Consider the following 18561-nt stretch of genomic DNA (forward strand, 5'->3'; position numbering starts at 1 on the left):
GGGGTGTTGAATAATTTCGCCTCGAAAGTAAATAACTTTATAGGAAAAAGGCTAATTAATATACCACCGTTAGCAAATTTGATGGTTTTTCAGAACTTATGAGAGCGTAAGGTTCATCGTCTTTCATCTATAAGGCTCAGACAGAATATTGAATAATGAACAATTCAAGTTTATAAAAATCAGTGAATCTGTGCTTTTTTTATGCATGTAATTGTGTTAATACCCAAAAAAATATTATAGAACCGTTTTTTATAGCAAGATAATTATATGAAAAATCGACAAAATCCTTAAGGATTTTGTCGATTTATACTTTTTATTTAGCAGCCCAAATATCAATTTCTATTTTAATTTCAGGCAGCCCTAATGCAGTAATATAAGCAATCGTCATAGAAGGATAGGGATTTCCAAACATTGTTTCCCATTGTTGGTCGAAGTCATCCCAATTTATTACTTCTGTTGCCCAAATATTGGCTTTCACCACATTGTCCGCATTTAGTCCTTCTGCCTCTAATATTAATTGGATGTTTTTTAATGTGTTCCCAACCTGCTCTGTCAATGATGATGGTAATTCACCATTAATCCCAACTCCAATTTGTCCAGACAATGCGTACATTGTTACATCTTTAGGAATTATTGTAAGATGGCTGTAGTTGCCAACAGGGCTTGGTACTTGGCTTGGATTTTTGCGTGTTATTTTTTTCATGGTTAATCTCCTCTAGGTTATTATTTTTCTAAAAAAGGGCAGACTTATCCCTCAGAAACTCAATTTTAGAAAAAAACAGCAGTTGAGAACCCAATTCCCATACTTAAAAAACGTAATGATCTTTTTTTCATGTGGATTCTCTCCTTTCACCTATAGTTACTTCTACGCTACCATCTTTTTCATAGACATGCAAACTTTTAATCAATTTCTTAAATCATATTTTTCAAGGCTTAGACTACTCCTATGCAGAAAACGTGCCTTTATTATGTTGAGTGAGCTTATTTCACGAGATAATAAATGTGTTTGTGAGAAATTATTTTTCTTTAGTCTTTAAGTGATTTTATTGAATTTTTTAAAAAAAGTCTTCGGTGTCATAACTCAACAGTATTAATACCGTTGAGTTAGTGTAGTAATATCAAGGTATCGAATGGTGTCATAACTTTGGTTCGTAAAAGGATATAGAAATAGAAATGAGAGGTTTTTTCATGATTTACGGCTGAGGGTATCAACTGTATCACGGGAATAAAGACAGATTGCCCTCAATTAAATGAGCTGCTGTCTAAATTAAAAGAAGATAACAAGATTGTTGTAACCAAATTGGATAGATTGGCTCGTAACACTAAAGAAGGCATCGGGATAATTGAACAATTATTCGCAAAAGGCGTAAAAGTGCATGTGCGTAATGTTAGATTGCTTGAAGATACGACAATAAGGCGTTTTTTTTACAGACGTTACTTGCTGTAGCTGAAATGGAGAGGAATCTAATTGTTGAACGTACCCAGGAAGGAAAAGCTATTGCTAAACAGCAACCAAAATTCCGTGGAGGCAGGCCAAATAAATACACTAAAAAACAGTTAGATTATGCGATAAGTTTACGAGATACTCAAAATGATCCAGAAAAGTTGGCTGGATTCGCTAGACGTACAATGAAAAAGAAAAAAGCTCCAGAGCTTGTTAAAAGTCTAACTCTTGTGGCTCCTGATGGGTTTCGGAAAGGAATCAATTCATTCCTTCAAAATCTTGCTAAACGAGGTTGGCTAAATGGTATGTTTAAACAAATGTTAAAACGCCCGCCAAAAGCAAAAATGATGTCACGTATGTTAGGACTTCCATTAGAAAAGCTTACCCCTGAATTGATGGAGGGGTGGACAAAACCTTATCCTGACCCTAATATACCTTATGTGATTACCAAAACACTTGCTGATAATGATACAGGGGTCATTTCCGAGAGAGTCGGGGAGTTAAACATGCCAGTTTTATTAATCTATGGGACAGTTGACAAGCTTGTTCCTCATAACGTGTTTAGATCTTATCAGGAAGCTTTACCAGAAGCTAAAGTAGAAAAATTTGAGAACTATGGTCATGTGCTAATGGAAGAATGTCCAGATAAACTAACAAACTCTATTTTGAAATTTATAGATTTAAATAACAATAATTAGGTAAATGTATATTTAAGCAGTATTAACATTCTTTTTATTGAACTTATTGTACTAATGGGTGCAAGAGTTTAAGATCAAGCTACCGAAGTCAAAGGTAGCTTTTCTAAAGCTTATGGAACATACTTTTGCTGACCGTATCCGTTTAGCGGAGGAATATGTAGAATTAACAATTAAAACAACTATTGACCTTGAACAAGATAAATATGATTCTTTCTTAAAGACAATGGAATGGCGTGACCAAGCGATGATGGAAAACCTACTTTGGTTAGCGGAAGAGATTTATCCAACTGAAAAATTTATAGTATGGGCGCATAATGACCATATTCGTAAAGCACAATCCGAAGTAATGGGCTCCCCTATTCCGGTAAAATTAATGGGTGAACGTCTACCAGATATTTATAAAAAATATAGCTATGTACTTGGGCTTTATATGGCTAGTGGTGAAACTGCAAACAATCTGCGCGAACCAATGGCTGTCTTACCGCCAATAAAAGGATCAATCGAGGATATTCTTTCATCGACAAATGAACCTTACACATTTATCGACTTACGCAGCCGTCAAAATGAACGAGGGAACTCATGGATGTTTGAGCCACGCTTATCATATAGCGGGGGAACCATGGAGGAAAGTCTAGTTCCACGCGATCAATATGATGGTATTCTACTAATTGATAAAGTAAGTAAGCCAAATTATATAAAGTGAAACTTTAATCAGTGGGGACTTTCATCATCTCCACTGATTATTAGTTGAACGAATTGGGCTTTTAATAAAAATATAGAAATAGCAAACTATCGAAGCAGCTCATTCCGTCAGAGTATCTAAAACCTATCTAGGCGCATTATATAGTCGGACTGCAGTTAATATGCCATCACATCAACAGCACCATTTGCCACTTAGTCATTATCCTCATCAGGGGGTAGAGTCAAGATTTAGCGTTTTTAAAACGATAAGGATAAGAAGTCTTATAATATCAATTTTTTTAATTCGTTCCAATAGAGTAAATCCTTTTGAGATAAAAGTGAGTTATTGAGAATAAAGACTTCTTAATGTCTCAAATATCTTAACGTTGTAAATCCGTATTTTCAGGACGCTACCCCATATTAAATTATCAAAAACTCTCACATTTTCCAAAAAAATTATTATATAATAATAAATAAAATTTCTTTGAGGTGAACCTTGTGAAAAGCTTGAAATCAATACAATTAAAAATAGGTATTTTTGGAACTTTTTTTGTCATTAATAGCATGAAATTTACTTCTAAATTTACAACAGAACACGAATTTAATTGGCTAAATGCTATTTGTGCAATAGCATCTCTTATTGTAGTAATAGGATATATGTTAGATCTTAAAAATAAAAATTATACAACTACAGAATAAAAAGAGAATCTCAAACTAGATAACCTTGTACTAACAACCCACCCCTTTGGACAAAGAATATCTAAAGGGGTGTAATTCGCAACTTTTTATAAACATCGTGGCTTTGTTTCAAAGCCATAAATGACTAAGTACACATCTTTTCGTACAACGAACAGTGAACCCGAGAGTGCAGCTATTCTATTTTGCTGATAATAGTTTCGTTGGTCCCTCCTTATAGAAAAAATATTTTGTGACCAGTTTAACACTCACCTTTATGTAAGTACCTGTACTAAAAGTGCATACTTACATATTTGCAGTGTGCGCGTTATTATCAAGATATAAATCTTAAGGAGGACAAATCTTTGAAAACTCTTATTATTGTCACACATCCAAGCTTAGAAACATCAGTTATTAATAAAAGCTGGGTAGAAGAACTCAAAAAACATCCGGAAAAATACACCATCCACGAATTATATAAAGTATACCCTGATGGGAACATAGACGTGGAAAAAGAACAGAAATTGGTTGAATCTCATGGGAGTCTTATTTTTCAGTTCCCAGTATATTGGTTTAATTGTCCACCTCTATTAAAAAAATGGATGGACGATGTTTTAACTTATGGATGGGCCTATGGTTCAACAGGAGATAGCCTAAAGAATCGTAAAATTGCTTTTGCTGTCTCTACTGGAATTAAAAACGAGGATTATGATGAAAATGGAAGGTATAAATATACGCTTGAAGAAGTATTGGTTCCGTTTAAAGCTACAGCTCTGTATTGCGAAGCAGATTATCGTTCGTTCTTTGCTTTTTATGGAGCAGAATATAAACCTTGTACAAGTGAAGTAGAAAAAAGTGTCAAAGACTATTTCAATTTTGTCGAAAACATATAATAGTAAAGTAATAAAAAAGAAGTATTTCTTTGTTCAAGAAATACTTCTTTTTATGGATATACCTACTTCTGTACCGCCGTAAAATCTACCGAGTTATTTTTCTCTCCCCATTCACACATCATATCTAACAAGGGAATGAGGGAACAACCACGTTCAGATAATGAATATTCAACTTTTGGAGGTATTTGTGGGAATTCCTTACGTATAATAAGACCATCTGCCTCAAGCTCTTTTAACATAACGCTTAACGATTTAAAGGAAATAGTACCAATACATCGCTTCAATTCATTATGTCGCATGACCTTATTTTCGGCCAGCCAATACATAATGATCATTTTATATTTACCACCTATTAAGGACAACGTATATCCAAAACCAGTATTTTTTAGTTCTACGCCAGTCGGAACACAGGTTTCGCGCACAAGTTACACACTCCTTTAGGTAATTATTTACAATATATTATTATGTAATCTTATAGCAAGAATGTAAAGCAAAATCGATATAAAATTTTCTAAGGCGATAATTTATTAACCTGCTCCGTTCGTATTATAAGGTCAGCCAGATATTTCTGGTTGATCATTTTTTATTTGGTTTTATTATAGCAGTAGCCAGGGTAGAACGTAACTGCTCGTGGGGCTTGACCCCGTCAACTAAACCGTTCGCCCCCTACTTGCAGAAACATGATTGAGGCTGGTTGGGACTTAGATCTCGTATAACAAGCGAAGCTATGACACTGCATGGAGGATTAGGGGTAACTGGCAAACTATGATTCTAGGAGGAGATTAATAATGAATCCAGTCGTTGGTCTGGATATTTCAAAAGGAAAAAGCCAGGTTCAAGCATTCTTAGATAAAGGCAAACCATATCGTAAAAGTTTTAAGGTGACTCATACTTTAGAAGGTCTTAATGACCTTGTAATATTTTTAGAGGATGTAAAAAACGAGGCTGGTATGAAGCCTACAATCATTTTAGAAGCCACAGGACACTATGGTGCTCCTGTCATACATCATTTAGAAGAACGAGGATATTTATTGATTATTATTAATCCGTTAATTTCATATAAGGCAAGAGGATCGAGTTTGAGAAAAGTAAAAACGGATGCCATTGATGCCTATCTTCTTTGTGAATTGTTCTATAAAGAGGAATTAGAGCCATATAAAAAGCGTGGCGTTCAGTTATTAAATCTTCGTAACCTTACAAGACAACATGAAAATATAACTGGCGTAATGATTCAAACTAAGTTGCAATTTCAGGCAGTCCTTGAACAGGTATTTCCTGAATATAAAGGGGTTTTCGGAGATTTATATTCTAATGTTTCACTATTAACTCTTTCAGAGTTCCCTTCTTCAGAAGATATTTTGAAAGCAAGTGAAGAATCCATTACAGACAAAATATATGAATTATGTAAGAGTAGGTCCATTAGATGGGCAAATGAAAAAGCTTTACAACTTAAAGCAGCTGCAGCTCGTAATCCTTTTGAAAAAACAGTTTACCAGAGTCATATTTTAAGTCTTGATATGTATATAAAGATCCTTCTTCAATACAAAGAGCATCTATCAAAGTTAGAGTCAGAAATAGATGCCCTCGCTAAAGAAATTGAAGAATATAGTATTATCAAATCTATCCCAGGTATCGGTGAAAAGATCGCTGCAACGATTATTTCTGAGATTGGTGAAATAGATCGATTTAATAATCCTAAAAAGCTTGTGGCTTTCGCTGGAGTTGACCCAAGTGTTTTCGAATCAGGTAAATTTTCAGCGACCAAGAATCGAATTACAAAACGAGGTTCAAGTAGACTTCGTCATGCATTGTTTATGGCTGTTCGTTGTGCAATACGGGATTGCAGAAAAACTAAAACAGACGATACAATCATTCCTCGAAACAAGAAAATACGTGAATTTTATGATAAAAAACGTGAAGAAGGAAAACCTTTTAAAGTAGCGATAATAGCTTGTGTTAATAAACTCTTACATTGGATTTTTGCCTTATTAAAAAACAAAACTACGTACCAAGATTTAGCTTGATAAGTAGGTACAACTAAATCAAACAAAACCTTCCAAATACAAACTTTAGGACGGTTATTTGTCATGCACTTTTTTAGTATAGCATGTGCCTATTAAACTTTTAACAGAAAATTATTGACAAACTATTAGCTGGTTTAGTACAATTTCCTCTTTATACGTTAGGAGAAACACTTGTACTGCCAGGAGCTGAAATGACGGTAGCACAATTTAGCGCTAACAAACCAGCAGGTTTGTATTTCGGAATGTTTCAAGCCTGTTGGGCTTTTGGAGGTTCTTTAGGAAACTATCTTGGAGCTTGGTTAAATAAATTCAACCATATTTCCGGGTGTTGGTTAATATTTTTAGCGATAGGGGTTTTGGCTTCAATTTTATTTAATATGATACATCGTAGTATGAAAGAAAAAACCGAATGTGTAGAAAAATAAAATATTAGTTCATCAAGTTGATTTAGAGTTACTTACGACTTAAAGTAACGAGTGCGATTCTTCAATTATAGCAATCGCTTCTTGTGCTAACGTAAGTAGTTTAAGCGTGGTTTATGAGAAGAACCACCTAGAACATTGATGTAATAATGCTTTAGGTGGTTTTCTCTATAGAATGAATAGGAGAGTTTTTAGTTTGATAACAATTTGGTATGAAAAGATAACTTGTTCTGGGTCTCTTTGTTTCATTTGTAGGCTTTTAAAAGTTATATATTCTCGGGGCTATTTTACTCCGCTTTATTTAAAGTTTACTGACGATAAGTTGTCCTGTCGTTGCATCTATACCAACAATCCGCTGTTTTGTTTCCGATTGTCCCAATCGATATTGTAATACTTCATCGTTTTTATTTTCATCATACTGTCTAGACCATTGCAAAAAGGCATCGGCCTCTTTTAAGGCAGGTATTACGTTCTCTATAGGTTGAATAGTTGCAGAATCATAGGAGTAAAGAAGTTCTAGGTCAATACTAGGAGACCTTAATATATCGATGAATCCCGTCGTTTTATTTACACCAACGTAAAAATGTTCCCACTCTATTTGTAAGCCATGAGCTACGTGCAGCGGAAAAGTGAAAAATGCACGGTTCACCTCATTAAAGGATGGTTTCTTGATTTGCATTTGTAAATAAGGAACATATTGTTTAAAATATGTCGCAATAAATGTACAAGCAATATCGCGACAAGCTTCGAACGAAAGATCCAGTTCACCTGTACGCTCTTTAAACCACATGAACTCCTTTAAATTCCTTGAATGCTTATCAACCTTCGCCTTCACCGTATCCTCTATACGTTCAAGCAGGAAATTTTCCATCGATTTATCTTTCGGAGCTTTCCAATCTTTTTTTCGCCATACAATGCCCAGTGTATTTTCATCCATTTCGACTTCCCGTAGTTTTTCCATACAATCTGTTACACCTATAATATTTTCAAGTGTCTTCTGCTTTTCGAGTGGTTGTACGTAAGGAAACTTGGTGAAGGAAGCTACATCTTCCTCAACTTCCTCTTCAAATAATGCTTTTCCATCAATTGCATTAAATGACTGGTATACAATTGGACTCTCGTAAATCGGGTACAGGCCAGACTGTGCAACAGAATAATTGTCACTAACTAAATACTTCATCAATAAAGTCCATGGCGCTTTAAATACTTGTTGTAAAATCCTGTCCTTGCTGGCAAGCTGCGTAGGGATTTTTGGTGGAGCTTTTGTGTAGCCATTGTACTTAAAATCAATGATTTCTCCGTACTTGGAAACGATTATTTTTGTGTAATAGCTTTCAAGAGGATAGCCTCCCACAAATTGTTTATATAAAAACTTTGTTTCATCCTCTTTTTCAATGATAGTAGACACAGTTAAATAATCTAAGGCTTCAGTGTATTGCTCTGTTAAAAATTGTTCTGCAATGGCTTGCTGCTGCTGCGTTGTGACAAGTGTACCTGTTGTTGAAGGAGGTCTAGTTAAATCTAATAATTTTCCGTTCGGATCAAGTGACACTTCAATTCCTTCTTCTAATTCGTCTGTCGACCACATAAATGTAGCTTGTTCGTTTGAATAATCCTCTACTAGTAATTGATAGTTATCAGGAATTGACACAAAGTTTAACGCTAATTTCGCTAGTTGTTCCTTTAGCATATGTATCACTTCTTTCTGCTTAATTGGCTTGTTCATTCGTTGTTCTAGTTGCTTTTTTAATTGGATACGACCACGATGTAAATACATTTTGATCGTATTGATTGGCTTATCTAGGAGATAGGCGATTTCTTGTACTTTAAAATCATAAAAATAAAATAATATAAGTACGGTTTGATAATCTTTTCGAAGTAAAGACAATGACTCATGGACAAATTCGTAGTTCATTGATTGTTCTTGTTCAATTAGCTGTTGCTGTATAAGCTCGGTTTCCACTACTAGTGTACGCTTTTTTTGTCGTAGAAAAGCAAAACATTGTCGTATTAATATCTTAAACAGCCATGTAGGGAAATATTTTGGTTCTTTTAATTGATACATTGATTTGAAAGCTTGCAGCAATGTTTCTTGTACAATATCTGATGCGTCTTCTCTGTTACCAACATAGGAGTAAGCTTTTGCGAGAAGTTTAGACTTTTCAGCTTCTACTAGCTGCTCAAATGCAGCTTGCTGACCGTCGATAGCTGCTCTTACTAATTGTTCCATTTAAATACCTCCTATTATTGTTAGAGTAACATTTTAGATGAAAAGGTTTCACTAAATAATGAATTTTTTTGTTTTTTCTTATATTTTGTAGAGAATTGCAATAATGGACGACTAAACGACACTTTATCAAGATGAATGTATGTTGAAAAAATATTTTGGCTAATCAGCACTCTCGGTGAAAAAGTAAAAAATAGATACGAGCGATTTTCATTATGAGAGATCGCTTTTTCTATTGCAGCTAACGGGGCAGCATTCCTTTAATAATTGAACTAATCTGCTAAGTAGATCATTTAAGTTTGTGAATAAATGCACTTATAAACTCCCATGAAAGAACATAATCATCTTTCATTTTCTGTGGTGAAGTGCTGATTTTTGCATTTCATGGATGGCTAACGGGGGCTTTGTATTATATAGTTCATCCAGAACTTTCTGGTTGAACTTTTTTTATGTGCGCCCGGCATGCGTATGAACTATAGGGTGCAAGTCCCGAACACCGAAGACAGAAGTAGAGGTTAGCCAAGAGCAAGGGTGTCCGTGGCGACGCGGAATCTGAAGGAAGCTGGAGGCAAAACACCGGTCCGAGGAACACGAACCTCATAGTAGGCTAGGTATGATTGGATGAGTGTGCATAACAACACAAAATCCTTTCTGTCGAAGGTCATATCGAGTAAATGAGGCGGATAGATGGTGTGAAAGTGCATACGCTTACCCGGGGAGGTCTGATGGAAACGTGAAGTACCCTTCATAACCTGCTTGATGACAAGTAGCTGAACCATCAGAAGTCAGCCGAGGTCATAATACGATTGGGTCTAGAACTAATCGGAAGGACCGAACAATTAAGAGAGAATAGCCCTTGGCATTCCATCTTGAATGAATAAACACAGAAAACAGAGAAACCTCACGCATAGAAAGTAATGGTGAAGTCCATGAGGGTATTTGCGGAGGGTGTAGTTCAGATGGGCATAAGAAGACAAGCTATTCACGGAAAGGAACGAAATGGTGATGTTGAATCAAATTCTAGCACGTCCGAATATGATACAAGCATTAAAGCGAGTGGAAGCGAATAAAGGAAGACATGGAGTAGACATGATGCCCGTACAAACCTTACGTCAGCACATCCTCGAAAATTGGGAATCCATTAAAGCGCAAATTCTAACGGGAACCTATGAACCGCAACCAGTACGTCGTGTCGAAATCCCGAAACCAGACGGCGGTGTGCGTCTATTAGGAATCCCAACCGTGACAGACCGTTTGATTCAACAAGCCATATCGCAGATATTGTCAAAGGAATATGATCAAACTTTCTCGGACAACAGTTATGGATTCCGGCCAAATCGGAGTGCTCATGACGCAGTCCGAAAAGCGAAGGGTTATATGAAAGAAGGATATCGTTGGGTTGTGGATATGGATTTAGAGAAATTCTTTGATAAGGTCAACCACGACCGATTAATGGCAACATTAGCGAAAAGAATTCACGATAAATCATTATTAAAACTTATCCGTAAATATCTCCAAGCTGGTGTCATGATAAATGGAGTTGTTTCAAGTACTGAGGAAGGAACACCGCAAGGTGGACCACTAAGCCCACTTCTTTCTAATATCGTGTTAGATGAGTTGGATAAAGAATTAGAGAAACGTGGTCATAAATTCGTTCGCTACGCAGACGACTGCAATATCTATGTAAAAAGTAAACGTGCGGGAGACCGTACAATAGCAAGCGTACAGCGATTCGTCGAAGGAAAACTACGCTTGAAAATGAATGAATCCAAATCAGCGGTGGACCGACCATGGAATAGAAAATTCCTGGGTTTTAGTTTCTCACACCATAAAGAACCAAAAGTTCGAGTGGCGAAAACAAGCCTTCAACGAATGAAGAAGAAAATACGGGAAATTACCTCTAGAAAGAAACCGGTTCCAATGGAACACCGTATCGAGAAATTAAACCAATATCTAATTGGATGGTGCGGATATTTTGCGCTAGCAGACACACCTTCAATATTCAGCAGATTAGACGGCTGGATTAAAAGGAGGCTGCGAATGTGCCTTTGGAAGAATTGGAAGAAACCCCGAACGAGAGTCAGAAATCTCATTCGTTTAAAAGTTCCATACGGAAAAGCATACGAATGGGGAAATACCCGAAAGGGATACTGGCGCATCTCAAAAAGCCCCATATTACACAGAACCCTCGGCAATTCCTACTGGGGAAGCCAAGGGTTGAAAAGTCTGCAAAGTCGTTACGAATCTTTGCGTTATTCATCTTAATTGAACCGCCGTATACGGAACCGTACGTACGGTGGTGTGAGAGGTCGGGAGTTAATCACTCCCTCCTACTCGATTGAAGCCTAATTTTGTAATCGCTATTTAGTATCTGTATATTTCCCCCCTTTGATGAAATACTAAGACAGATATGAAAAGTGATTGGAGGTGAACAACAAATGTCAAAAAAAGTTGTTACTTATATGATTTTTATTTCCTGGATAATTATTTTTTCTGATAATGAAGGAGCATATGCTAATACTGAACCACCTACCTTTGAGAAAAAATATTCCGAAAGTGGATATAAATCTGTAGAAGATGCCATTAAGGAATTTGAAAAACATGTTAATTGCACTGTGAATTTACCGACATTCCTACCATCTATTCCCTTTACCCACAAATTTGCAAGATTTGTGGAGGATAAGGAAAACAATGCTAATGACAACTTGGAAATTAGGTTTGTTAATAAGGATATAAAAGAAAATATTTTTAAAATTGATATTCGATCACTAAAAGATAAATTGGACTTTGAAGGTAAAAAATATACACTTCAAGATGGCACGAAAGGGATTTACTTTGAACACCAATTGTTTAACTTTTTTGTCTTTGAAAAAAATGATTTGCAATATATGCTAGGAATCTATAAAGGCGTTGCTCATAAAGTGACACCTGAAATATTTGTTAAAATTGCAAATTCAATTTAATCTGATGAAGAAAATAAAATTATTTAAGAACGATGTTAAAATATGTGAAATCCTTCAAGTAATAACTTGGGGGATTTTCTTTTTTCATCATTTACGTTTTTAAATGCCAGATTCTTTACAAACTAAATTCTTTTATGGTTTTTTAAAAACCTCTCAATTGACATGACATAAAACGAAACTTCAATTTTTCTATTTAACACAATCTCTACTATTAATAACTAGAAAAATTTTGAAAGTTTGGGCTTTGAAGTATAGAACTTTTTAGATTTGTCTATCTTGATAACAATAAAATAAATTGCAGGGGGGATATCTTTGTCTGAAGAAATTGGTTTGGAATCATGGGAGGGTGTTGAGCTTCCAAAGGTTTCGCATATAGAGGGGTTTTTATATTTATATGAATTATTAAGCCATGTAACCAGCTCAAAACAGTTGTTTTCTCATAAGCTATTTGTTTTGTTGCAGCTATCGAGAGACATTAATAAAACATCTTTCACAAGAGCAGAAATGGAAGCTATGTTTCCGCTTTATCCAAAGAAAATTGTTAGCTCCATTTTGAATAGTCTTATAAACAGTAATTGGTTCATTCGCGAAGAGGGTAGCTTACATTATTCACTCTCGAAACCAGGGTTGTTGTTTATTCGTTTTCTCCCATTTCTGTATAAAGGTGACGAGATGGATGAGATGGCGTTTCAATTTGCATTAAATCAAATTTTTAATGCTGCTGAGTCAATGAATTTAGATATGGAGTCAACAGAATTTCTACGAGACCAGGCCTTGAACGGTTTGCGGAGATGTATAGATGAAATAAAAGCTTCAATTACTTCTAAAAATACGGAACGAATTTTGGAAACTTCGAAAAAAATGAGTGATTTCTTAGAAGTTATTAAAGAGTTTATTAATCGATTAAAAGAATTAAATGATAAGAAAAAATTGAAGGGGATTCCTTTTAATGAGTCTGATAGAAGTTCAATTACTGTATTGTTACAGACAAAAAGTGAGATTTTAGAGCTTCTTAATATTAGAAAAAAATATTTAATCGAAGCAACAATATTAGGAGAAAGTGTATTTACAAGGCAGGATGTTGAGCGTTTTCTATATAAATCTAACTTTTCTATACTAAGTGAGCTAATTGATCCTGTAGGATTTGCACCATCAAATGCCAAATGGGTTGATGAGAATGATATTGTTACATCTCTAAATGTGTTTCTATCACTTAAAAGGAAGGTCAAGGATAGAAAAATAAGTCCTCTAGTTAAGGGGTATCGAAGCATAGAGCTAGAGCAAGGTGAACGACCATATCTTCATAGAGTTGAAGAAGCAATCGGAAAAGCTTTATCAGAATCCACAGAGGTATCTTTAGATAAAATGCTATTATCACAGAAAACAAAGGTTGATGGCTTTATGTATTTAGCATCCTTATGCTTTTTAGATGAAAAAGTACTTTCAAATAAATACGGTGTCGAATTATTTACACTAAATACATCCTTACAGACAGACACATATGATAACCAATTATTTTCAACTTTATCAAAAGGGATTATAAAACGGAGGGATTATGATGATTGAGTATACACCTGATGAAATATGTGCAAAATTAACAACTGGTGCATGTCCTAGGGACATTATTCCACAATTAAAATACAATTTAGTCCTTAAAGAGAAGGTCATAGAGCGACTTTATCATGCGGGGTATGAGTTTGTAGATGACCCAATATCAAATTGCTATGATGCCCGATTAAAGCAACAAATAAGGTCATTGCAAGAATTAGTTGAAGGAGAATTAGGTAAAGGTTTGACTGTCCAAGCTAAGGCAATGATTGCAATTTTATGGTGTTATTTGATTCTACCCAGAATAGACTCAACTATGAGTAAAGATTTACAAGAAGAATCTTTTGTGACTGAGGAACAACTTTATGAGAATTTTAAGAAGAATATTGGCAGCCGTCAGAATTTACGTAGAACTCTTACTTTGCTACGTCAATACAACTTTATACAGACTATGTGGGGAAGAAAGAATGCTATAAAAGCAGGTCCTCGTCTCAGCACTGCAATTAATCCGGTCACAATGTATGACTTGGTGAAGGACAAGGTAATAGACTTTTTAATTTTAGAAAATGAGGACAAGAAAGTAGATGTGGAAGAAACGTATAGTGGATTAGAAGAAATCGTAAGTCGAGAGGTTGGAGGTGATGATTATGCTAGCACAAACTAGAAGAAGGTACGCTCCTATTCGATTACTAAGTATCGAAGCTGAGGGATTCTCTTATTTTCCTAGACAGGAAGTAATTTTACATGAAGGAATCACTGCCGGAGTGGGGGAAAATGGTTCTGGAAAAACTACTTTTAATAATATGATTCGTCTAATTTTTGGTGCTTTAAAATTTGATAATGGTCACAGTTTACGAACATTTTTTGAAAGAGAAGATGTTTTTGAAATCTATGTGTTGGGAAGATTTGATAATAGTTTACAATGGGCTTATAACATGAGACCATTTGAGCCTATTGGGAAAAAACAAGACATAGTAACAGTAATTTGTCGGCTTACACTCAATGACCCAAATGTGAAACGAGACTACTATATAAACGATGGAGAATTTGATTTAGAGAAAGATCTAAAACAAACACTTCGTTGGTTAGAAGTAGAACAGTTTCATAAACAGTTTCAAGAGGTTGGTATCTCAAAGGCTCTTATTCGATCATTTAGTCTAAGCCAAGGTAACACGGAGGAAGTACTTAAAAAGGATGAAGAAGGTTTAGGTAGTTATTTACTAGATATTTGTGGGGAGCAAGAAAGAATTGAAGAATTTAATAATATTAAAATAAGAATCAATGAACAACAGCAACAATTCCAAGCACTTTCAGAACAAAAAGAACTTGAGGAAGCTAGAGTTCGTCAATTGCAACATAGAATTGAACGGTGTAAGCAAATTAATGAATCTACAAAGCAAATACAACAGTATGAATATGATCTTCCAATTTCACATTATATGAAATGCTTAGAGGATGTTGAAAAATTAACATTTAGTTTTATGGAAATGCAGGATCAGTTCAAACAATTAAGTTATGATATACATTTATTTACGGATGAAAAACAAAAGTATGAAGACGAAGTGCCTATTATAGAGGATAAACGTAAGGGTGTAAAAGCTGAACTTAATTTTCTTCATAAACAAAGAACGGACTTCGAATTAGAACTTTCTGAATTAAAAGTAAACTTAAATGAAATAGCAGTTTTTTTAAAAAAATATGAAAAAATAGAACTCATTGATGAAAGTGAGCTACAAGCTAAAGAAATTGCAACAGAAAATGAATACGAGGAAGCAGCTGGGGTATGGAACAATATTAATATTGAAAAAGAAGCATATGAGCAAAAGATTATAAGACTAGAAGAGCAAGGAGCTATCGAGTACCCAAAGGTTGTACAACAGATGATTGACTCGTTAAAAATAAATGGGGTTGATTATCTTTTAATAGCTGATTACATTGAAATACTAGATGAATCGTGGCGTCAAACAATTGAGGCTTTACTGGGTTCAGAGCGATTCACTATAACAGTTTCTAATAAAGATTTAGTAAACGTAATGAAGTTTGCACAACAGCAAAAGTATCCATTTTGGGTATCTCCATTTAACTCAACGCCAATTAAAGTTCATGAAAAATCGATATTAAATAAAGTAAAAATACTTGATAAACGAATAATAGGATATTTGAAGAAGTTCGAACATTATATGATTTGTGACACAATGGAAGAAGCGTATGACTGGGTAAAAAAGGACAAAAGTGCTATTTTAAATCGACCGTATCCATATATAGTGATAGAACGTGGTGGCCGATCTATAAAGGCAAATGGAACTTATTGTGGTAAAGAAGCTTACAATGTACAAATAGAAGAAGCAAAAAGTAAGCTTAAACAATTAATGCCTGAATGGAAACAAAAAAAAGAAAGAGTGATTAAAGCTAAAGTCAGCCTAAAGGAAATGCAAGAAGTTGTAGAAATCCAAAGACATGTTCGACTTGTTTCGTCGAAAAGACAAGAGCTTCAAGATTTATCAAAGAAGACGCTAAATGTTCAAGAAAAGATAAATAATGCAGTAGAGGGCATTGAGCTTAATAATATGATTGAGGAGGAAGTTTTCCAAAATATCATAACACTTCGAAGTAATATAAGTAGGGTAGAAGAGAACATTTCAGAGAAAAGCACAAAAAAAGATAATCTGTCTCGTGAAATAAATCAGACAGAAGAAAAAGTAAATAAAGCAAAGTTTGCATTAACTCAATCTGAAGAACAACTTACTTCAGAACAAATGGAGTGTACAAAAAATGAAGAGTATATTGAGAGCATTGCTACAAGCGAATTCTATAATCAAACAATCAATGAATTAAAGGAACGCATTGAGATGCTTCGAACAATTTCGAGTTCAGATTTCATTCCTCCAGGTGAGGAACTGAAAATGATTCAATTAGAACAAAAATATAAGCAACATCAAAAAGTGCTACAGAATCATAGAGATGAAATAATAAAAGTACAGGAAAACTTAGGGGATTTATCAAAGAAACACACTCTAGCTGAACAAGAGTATCACATCATGGTCAATGAAGTATTTTCGAACATTCGAAAATCGTTACATGAACTTTCAAAAGAAACAAATATCCAAGCAGATCTTCGAGCCTTTCATATTGGGGAAGAAAAGTGGAAGGTTGATTATCGAATAGGGTTCCATGGTAAAGAGATGAAGAGTTATCGTGATAAATCAAAATTAAGTGGTGGACAGAAAGCAATCGCATCATTATTATTGACGTTTGCTGCTATCCGCTCTGATGGTGGTTTAAGCTTTATGATTTTAGATGAACCTTTTGCACATTTAGATCAAGAACGTATTAATGTCGCTGGAGACTTTTTACGAAAAACTGGAGTTCAATTTTTCATTGCGATGCCTTATTCTGAAAATGTGAAATTACTTATGCCCTGGGTTGATATGCAAATTAATTTCAGACCTAAACGGGTATCGGAAGAGGTTGCACCACCTATTACGTATGGAGTGATAAATGATGAGTATCTTGCAAAACGCGACGCCATTTAATTCTTGTAACCACTCATTCTTTCAAAGGAATGAGTGGTTAGAGTATGAAAAGACTGGTGATTTTTTTGTAAGTACTCGTAGGCGATGGTCGGAGTGTAGAAAATGTCATAAACAAAACGTGTTAATTCCTAAAGAAAGACAGACGTATGGTATACGAGTGTTTCACAGCAATATAAAGGACTTGTTGAACGAAGATGAACTACCTGTAGCTGTTAATCTGCTGTCTGAGCTAATAAAAGGAAATAATAATAAACGATGGGTCCTGTTAAGGAAAAAGTTATTACAAAGTTATCCATTCGTTCTTCTTGATAGTACAATGGAGAAACTTCACTTGAATGGCATTTTGATTTTTAAAGAGGAAAAGGTAACTTTAGCATGGAAAATTAAGCAGATCAAATATCACGAGAAATACGTTGATGATATTTATAAGTTTATTGGAAAGACTACATTGGACATACCAATCTGGATGTCTAATCCTTTTCTTTCTCTCTCTCCTCCGAAGACGTTGCATGGTGAAAAACTCTATAAAATCTTGCTTGAGCAAAAAAAATTTTTAACACAGGATAGTGAAGCAATAATTATAGATGAACTAGGAAATCAGATCGTTTCATCATCTGCACGTAAAGGATATTATAAGTTTATTAAAATTTTATATGGTCTATACGAAAATGCAGAGCAACATAGAAAAGAATACTGGAAAATATTTTCACAGAGAGTTTTTGGTGATACTAAAGTAATTCAATTGAATGACAAAAAGAGAATCCAACAACTTTTCGGAACGAAACTTGAGGAATTTGGAATAATCTCTGAAAGATCTGAAGTAGTATTGTCAGGGGAGTGTACTTGGAAATATGAAGGACATAGTGCTTCCAGTCTTGCGTTTAAAGACTATATTGCTTTTCCACGGGATATGATTAACGAGATGAAGTTAATTAGTTGGATGTCATCCTCTATGCTTATTATCGAAAATCCTGATTTGTATTTTTCTATAATTAAAAGTAAGCTGCTACTTAATAAGAAATGGTCGATTTTATTAGGAAGTGGATTTGTATCCTCACAAGAGGTGAGCTTGGTTTATCAAGCTTGTGACTTAGGATTAAAAGAAATATTTATATGGCCTGACCTTGATCCTTATGGCTTGCTGATTGCTCAGGATATATGTAGGAAACTAAAGGGACAAGAAGTTTCAATCTATTTGTTTGGATTTACAGAGGAATTTTTCGAGCAAGTAGGTATTTATAAACCATTGGAGCCGTATGATATCGATGCGATAAATAAATTGCTAAATCAAGGGGGATTACAGGATAAAATCAGTAAAGTTCTAAAAAAAATGAAAGCGGAAGGCAAAAAAGCTGAACAAGAAATTTTGTTTTCTAAATTAGCGAAAAAGGATTTTTGCAAATGTCTTTTAACAGAATCAATCTCACTATACTAATTAATTTGAGCATGTTTT

Annotated in this window: 13 protein-coding genes and 3 pseudogenes; 13 read left to right on the forward strand and 3 right to left on the reverse strand. The window is 34.7% G+C overall.

The window, feature by feature from the left end:
- Nucleotides 1–313 precede the first annotated feature (313 nt).
- Nucleotides 314–703 (reverse strand): RidA family protein, encoded by a 390-nt coding sequence (locus tag JNUCC51_RS12765; protein ID WP_337988367.1) that lies wholly within the window; start codon nt 701–703, stop codon nt 314–316.
- A 516-nt stretch (nt 704–1219) separates the two neighbouring features.
- Here JNUCC51_RS12765 and JNUCC51_RS12770 point away from each other — a divergent pair.
- The 5 genes and pseudogenes from JNUCC51_RS12770 to JNUCC51_RS12790 all read left to right on the forward strand — a co-directional run.
- Nucleotides 1220–1570, forward strand: a pseudogene (locus tag JNUCC51_RS12770) (recombinase family protein); the annotation flags it as partial.
- 59 nt (nt 1571–1629) lie between these two features.
- A complete protein-coding gene (locus JNUCC51_RS12775) occupies nt 1630–2142 on the forward strand; it encodes an alpha/beta fold hydrolase (RefSeq protein WP_337992225.1) in 513 nt (170 codons plus the stop codon).
- A 103-nt stretch (nt 2143–2245) separates the two neighbouring features.
- Nucleotides 2246–2845, forward strand: a pseudogene (locus tag JNUCC51_RS12780) (erythromycin esterase family protein); the annotation flags it as partial.
- 476 nt (nt 2846–3321) lie between these two features.
- Nucleotides 3322–3522 (forward strand): hypothetical protein, encoded by a 201-nt coding sequence (locus JNUCC51_RS12785; RefSeq protein WP_337988369.1) that lies wholly within the window; start codon nt 3322–3324, stop codon nt 3520–3522.
- Between the two features lie 341 nt (nt 3523–3863).
- Nucleotides 3864–4391, forward strand: a complete 528-nt coding sequence (locus JNUCC51_RS12790) for an NAD(P)H-dependent oxidoreductase (RefSeq protein ID WP_337988370.1) — start codon at nt 3864–3866, stop codon at nt 4389–4391.
- Nucleotides 4392–4453: 62 nt separating this feature from the next.
- On the opposite strand, the gene JNUCC51_RS12795 is transcribed toward JNUCC51_RS12790, so the two are convergent.
- Nucleotides 4454–4813, reverse strand: coding sequence for a winged helix-turn-helix transcriptional regulator (locus JNUCC51_RS12795; RefSeq protein ID WP_337988371.1), 360 nt, complete (start codon nt 4811–4813; stop codon nt 4454–4456).
- Between the two features lie 366 nt (nt 4814–5179).
- Here JNUCC51_RS12795 and JNUCC51_RS12800 point away from each other — a divergent pair, with 366 nt between their 5' ends.
- Both JNUCC51_RS12800 and JNUCC51_RS12805 read left to right on the forward strand, forming a co-directional pair.
- Nucleotides 5180–6415 (forward strand): IS110 family RNA-guided transposase, encoded by a 1236-nt coding sequence (locus JNUCC51_RS12800; RefSeq protein ID WP_337988372.1) that lies wholly within the window; start codon nt 5180–5182, stop codon nt 6413–6415.
- Nucleotides 6416–6564: 149 nt separating this feature from the next.
- Nucleotides 6565–6840, forward strand: a pseudogene (locus JNUCC51_RS12805) (manganese efflux pump); the annotation flags it as partial.
- Between the two features lie 298 nt (nt 6841–7138).
- On the opposite strand, the gene JNUCC51_RS12810 reads toward JNUCC51_RS12805, so the two are convergent.
- Complete coding sequence (locus JNUCC51_RS12810; RefSeq protein WP_337988373.1) at nt 7139–9067, reverse strand: sigma-70 family RNA polymerase sigma factor; 1929 nt, start codon at nt 9065–9067, stop codon at nt 7139–7141.
- A 999-nt stretch (nt 9068–10066) separates the two neighbouring features.
- Here JNUCC51_RS12810 and ltrA point away from each other — a divergent pair.
- From ltrA to JNUCC51_RS12840, 6 genes are all read left to right on the forward strand, one after another.
- On the forward strand, nt 10067–11329 hold the full coding sequence (ltrA, locus tag JNUCC51_RS12815) for a group II intron reverse transcriptase/maturase (protein WP_337992226.1): 1263 nt from the start codon (nt 10067–10069) through the stop codon (nt 11327–11329).
- 173 nt (nt 11330–11502) lie between these two features.
- Nucleotides 11503–12027: a carbon monoxide dehydrogenase gene (locus JNUCC51_RS12820; protein WP_337988374.1), complete on the forward strand. Its 525-nt coding sequence runs from the start codon at nt 11503–11505 to the stop codon at nt 12025–12027.
- A 312-nt stretch (nt 12028–12339) separates the two neighbouring features.
- Complete coding sequence (locus JNUCC51_RS12825; RefSeq protein WP_337988375.1) at nt 12340–13593, forward strand: hypothetical protein; 1254 nt, start codon at nt 12340–12342, stop codon at nt 13591–13593.
- A complete protein-coding gene (locus JNUCC51_RS12830; protein ID WP_337988376.1) occupies nt 13586–14239 on the forward strand; it encodes a hypothetical protein in 654 nt (217 codons plus the stop codon). Before JNUCC51_RS12825 ends, JNUCC51_RS12830 begins: the two co-directional genes overlap by 8 nt.
- Complete coding sequence (locus JNUCC51_RS12835) at nt 14223–17108, forward strand: SbcC/MukB-like Walker B domain-containing protein (RefSeq protein WP_337988377.1); 2886 nt, start codon at nt 14223–14225, stop codon at nt 17106–17108. Before JNUCC51_RS12830 ends, JNUCC51_RS12835 begins: the two co-directional genes overlap by 17 nt.
- Nucleotides 17077–18543 carry a toprim domain-containing protein gene (locus JNUCC51_RS12840; protein ID WP_337988378.1) on the forward strand — a complete coding sequence of 489 codons (1467 nt, stop codon included), beginning with the start codon at nt 17077–17079 and terminating at the stop codon, nt 18541–18543. Before JNUCC51_RS12835 ends, JNUCC51_RS12840 begins: the two co-directional genes overlap by 32 nt.
- Nucleotides 18544–18561 lie beyond the last annotated feature (18 nt).

It is taken from the genome of Lysinibacillus sp. JNUCC 51, assembly GCF_015999525.1.
Lineage (GTDB): Bacteria > Bacillota > Bacilli > Bacillales_A > Planococcaceae > Lysinibacillus > Lysinibacillus xylanilyticus.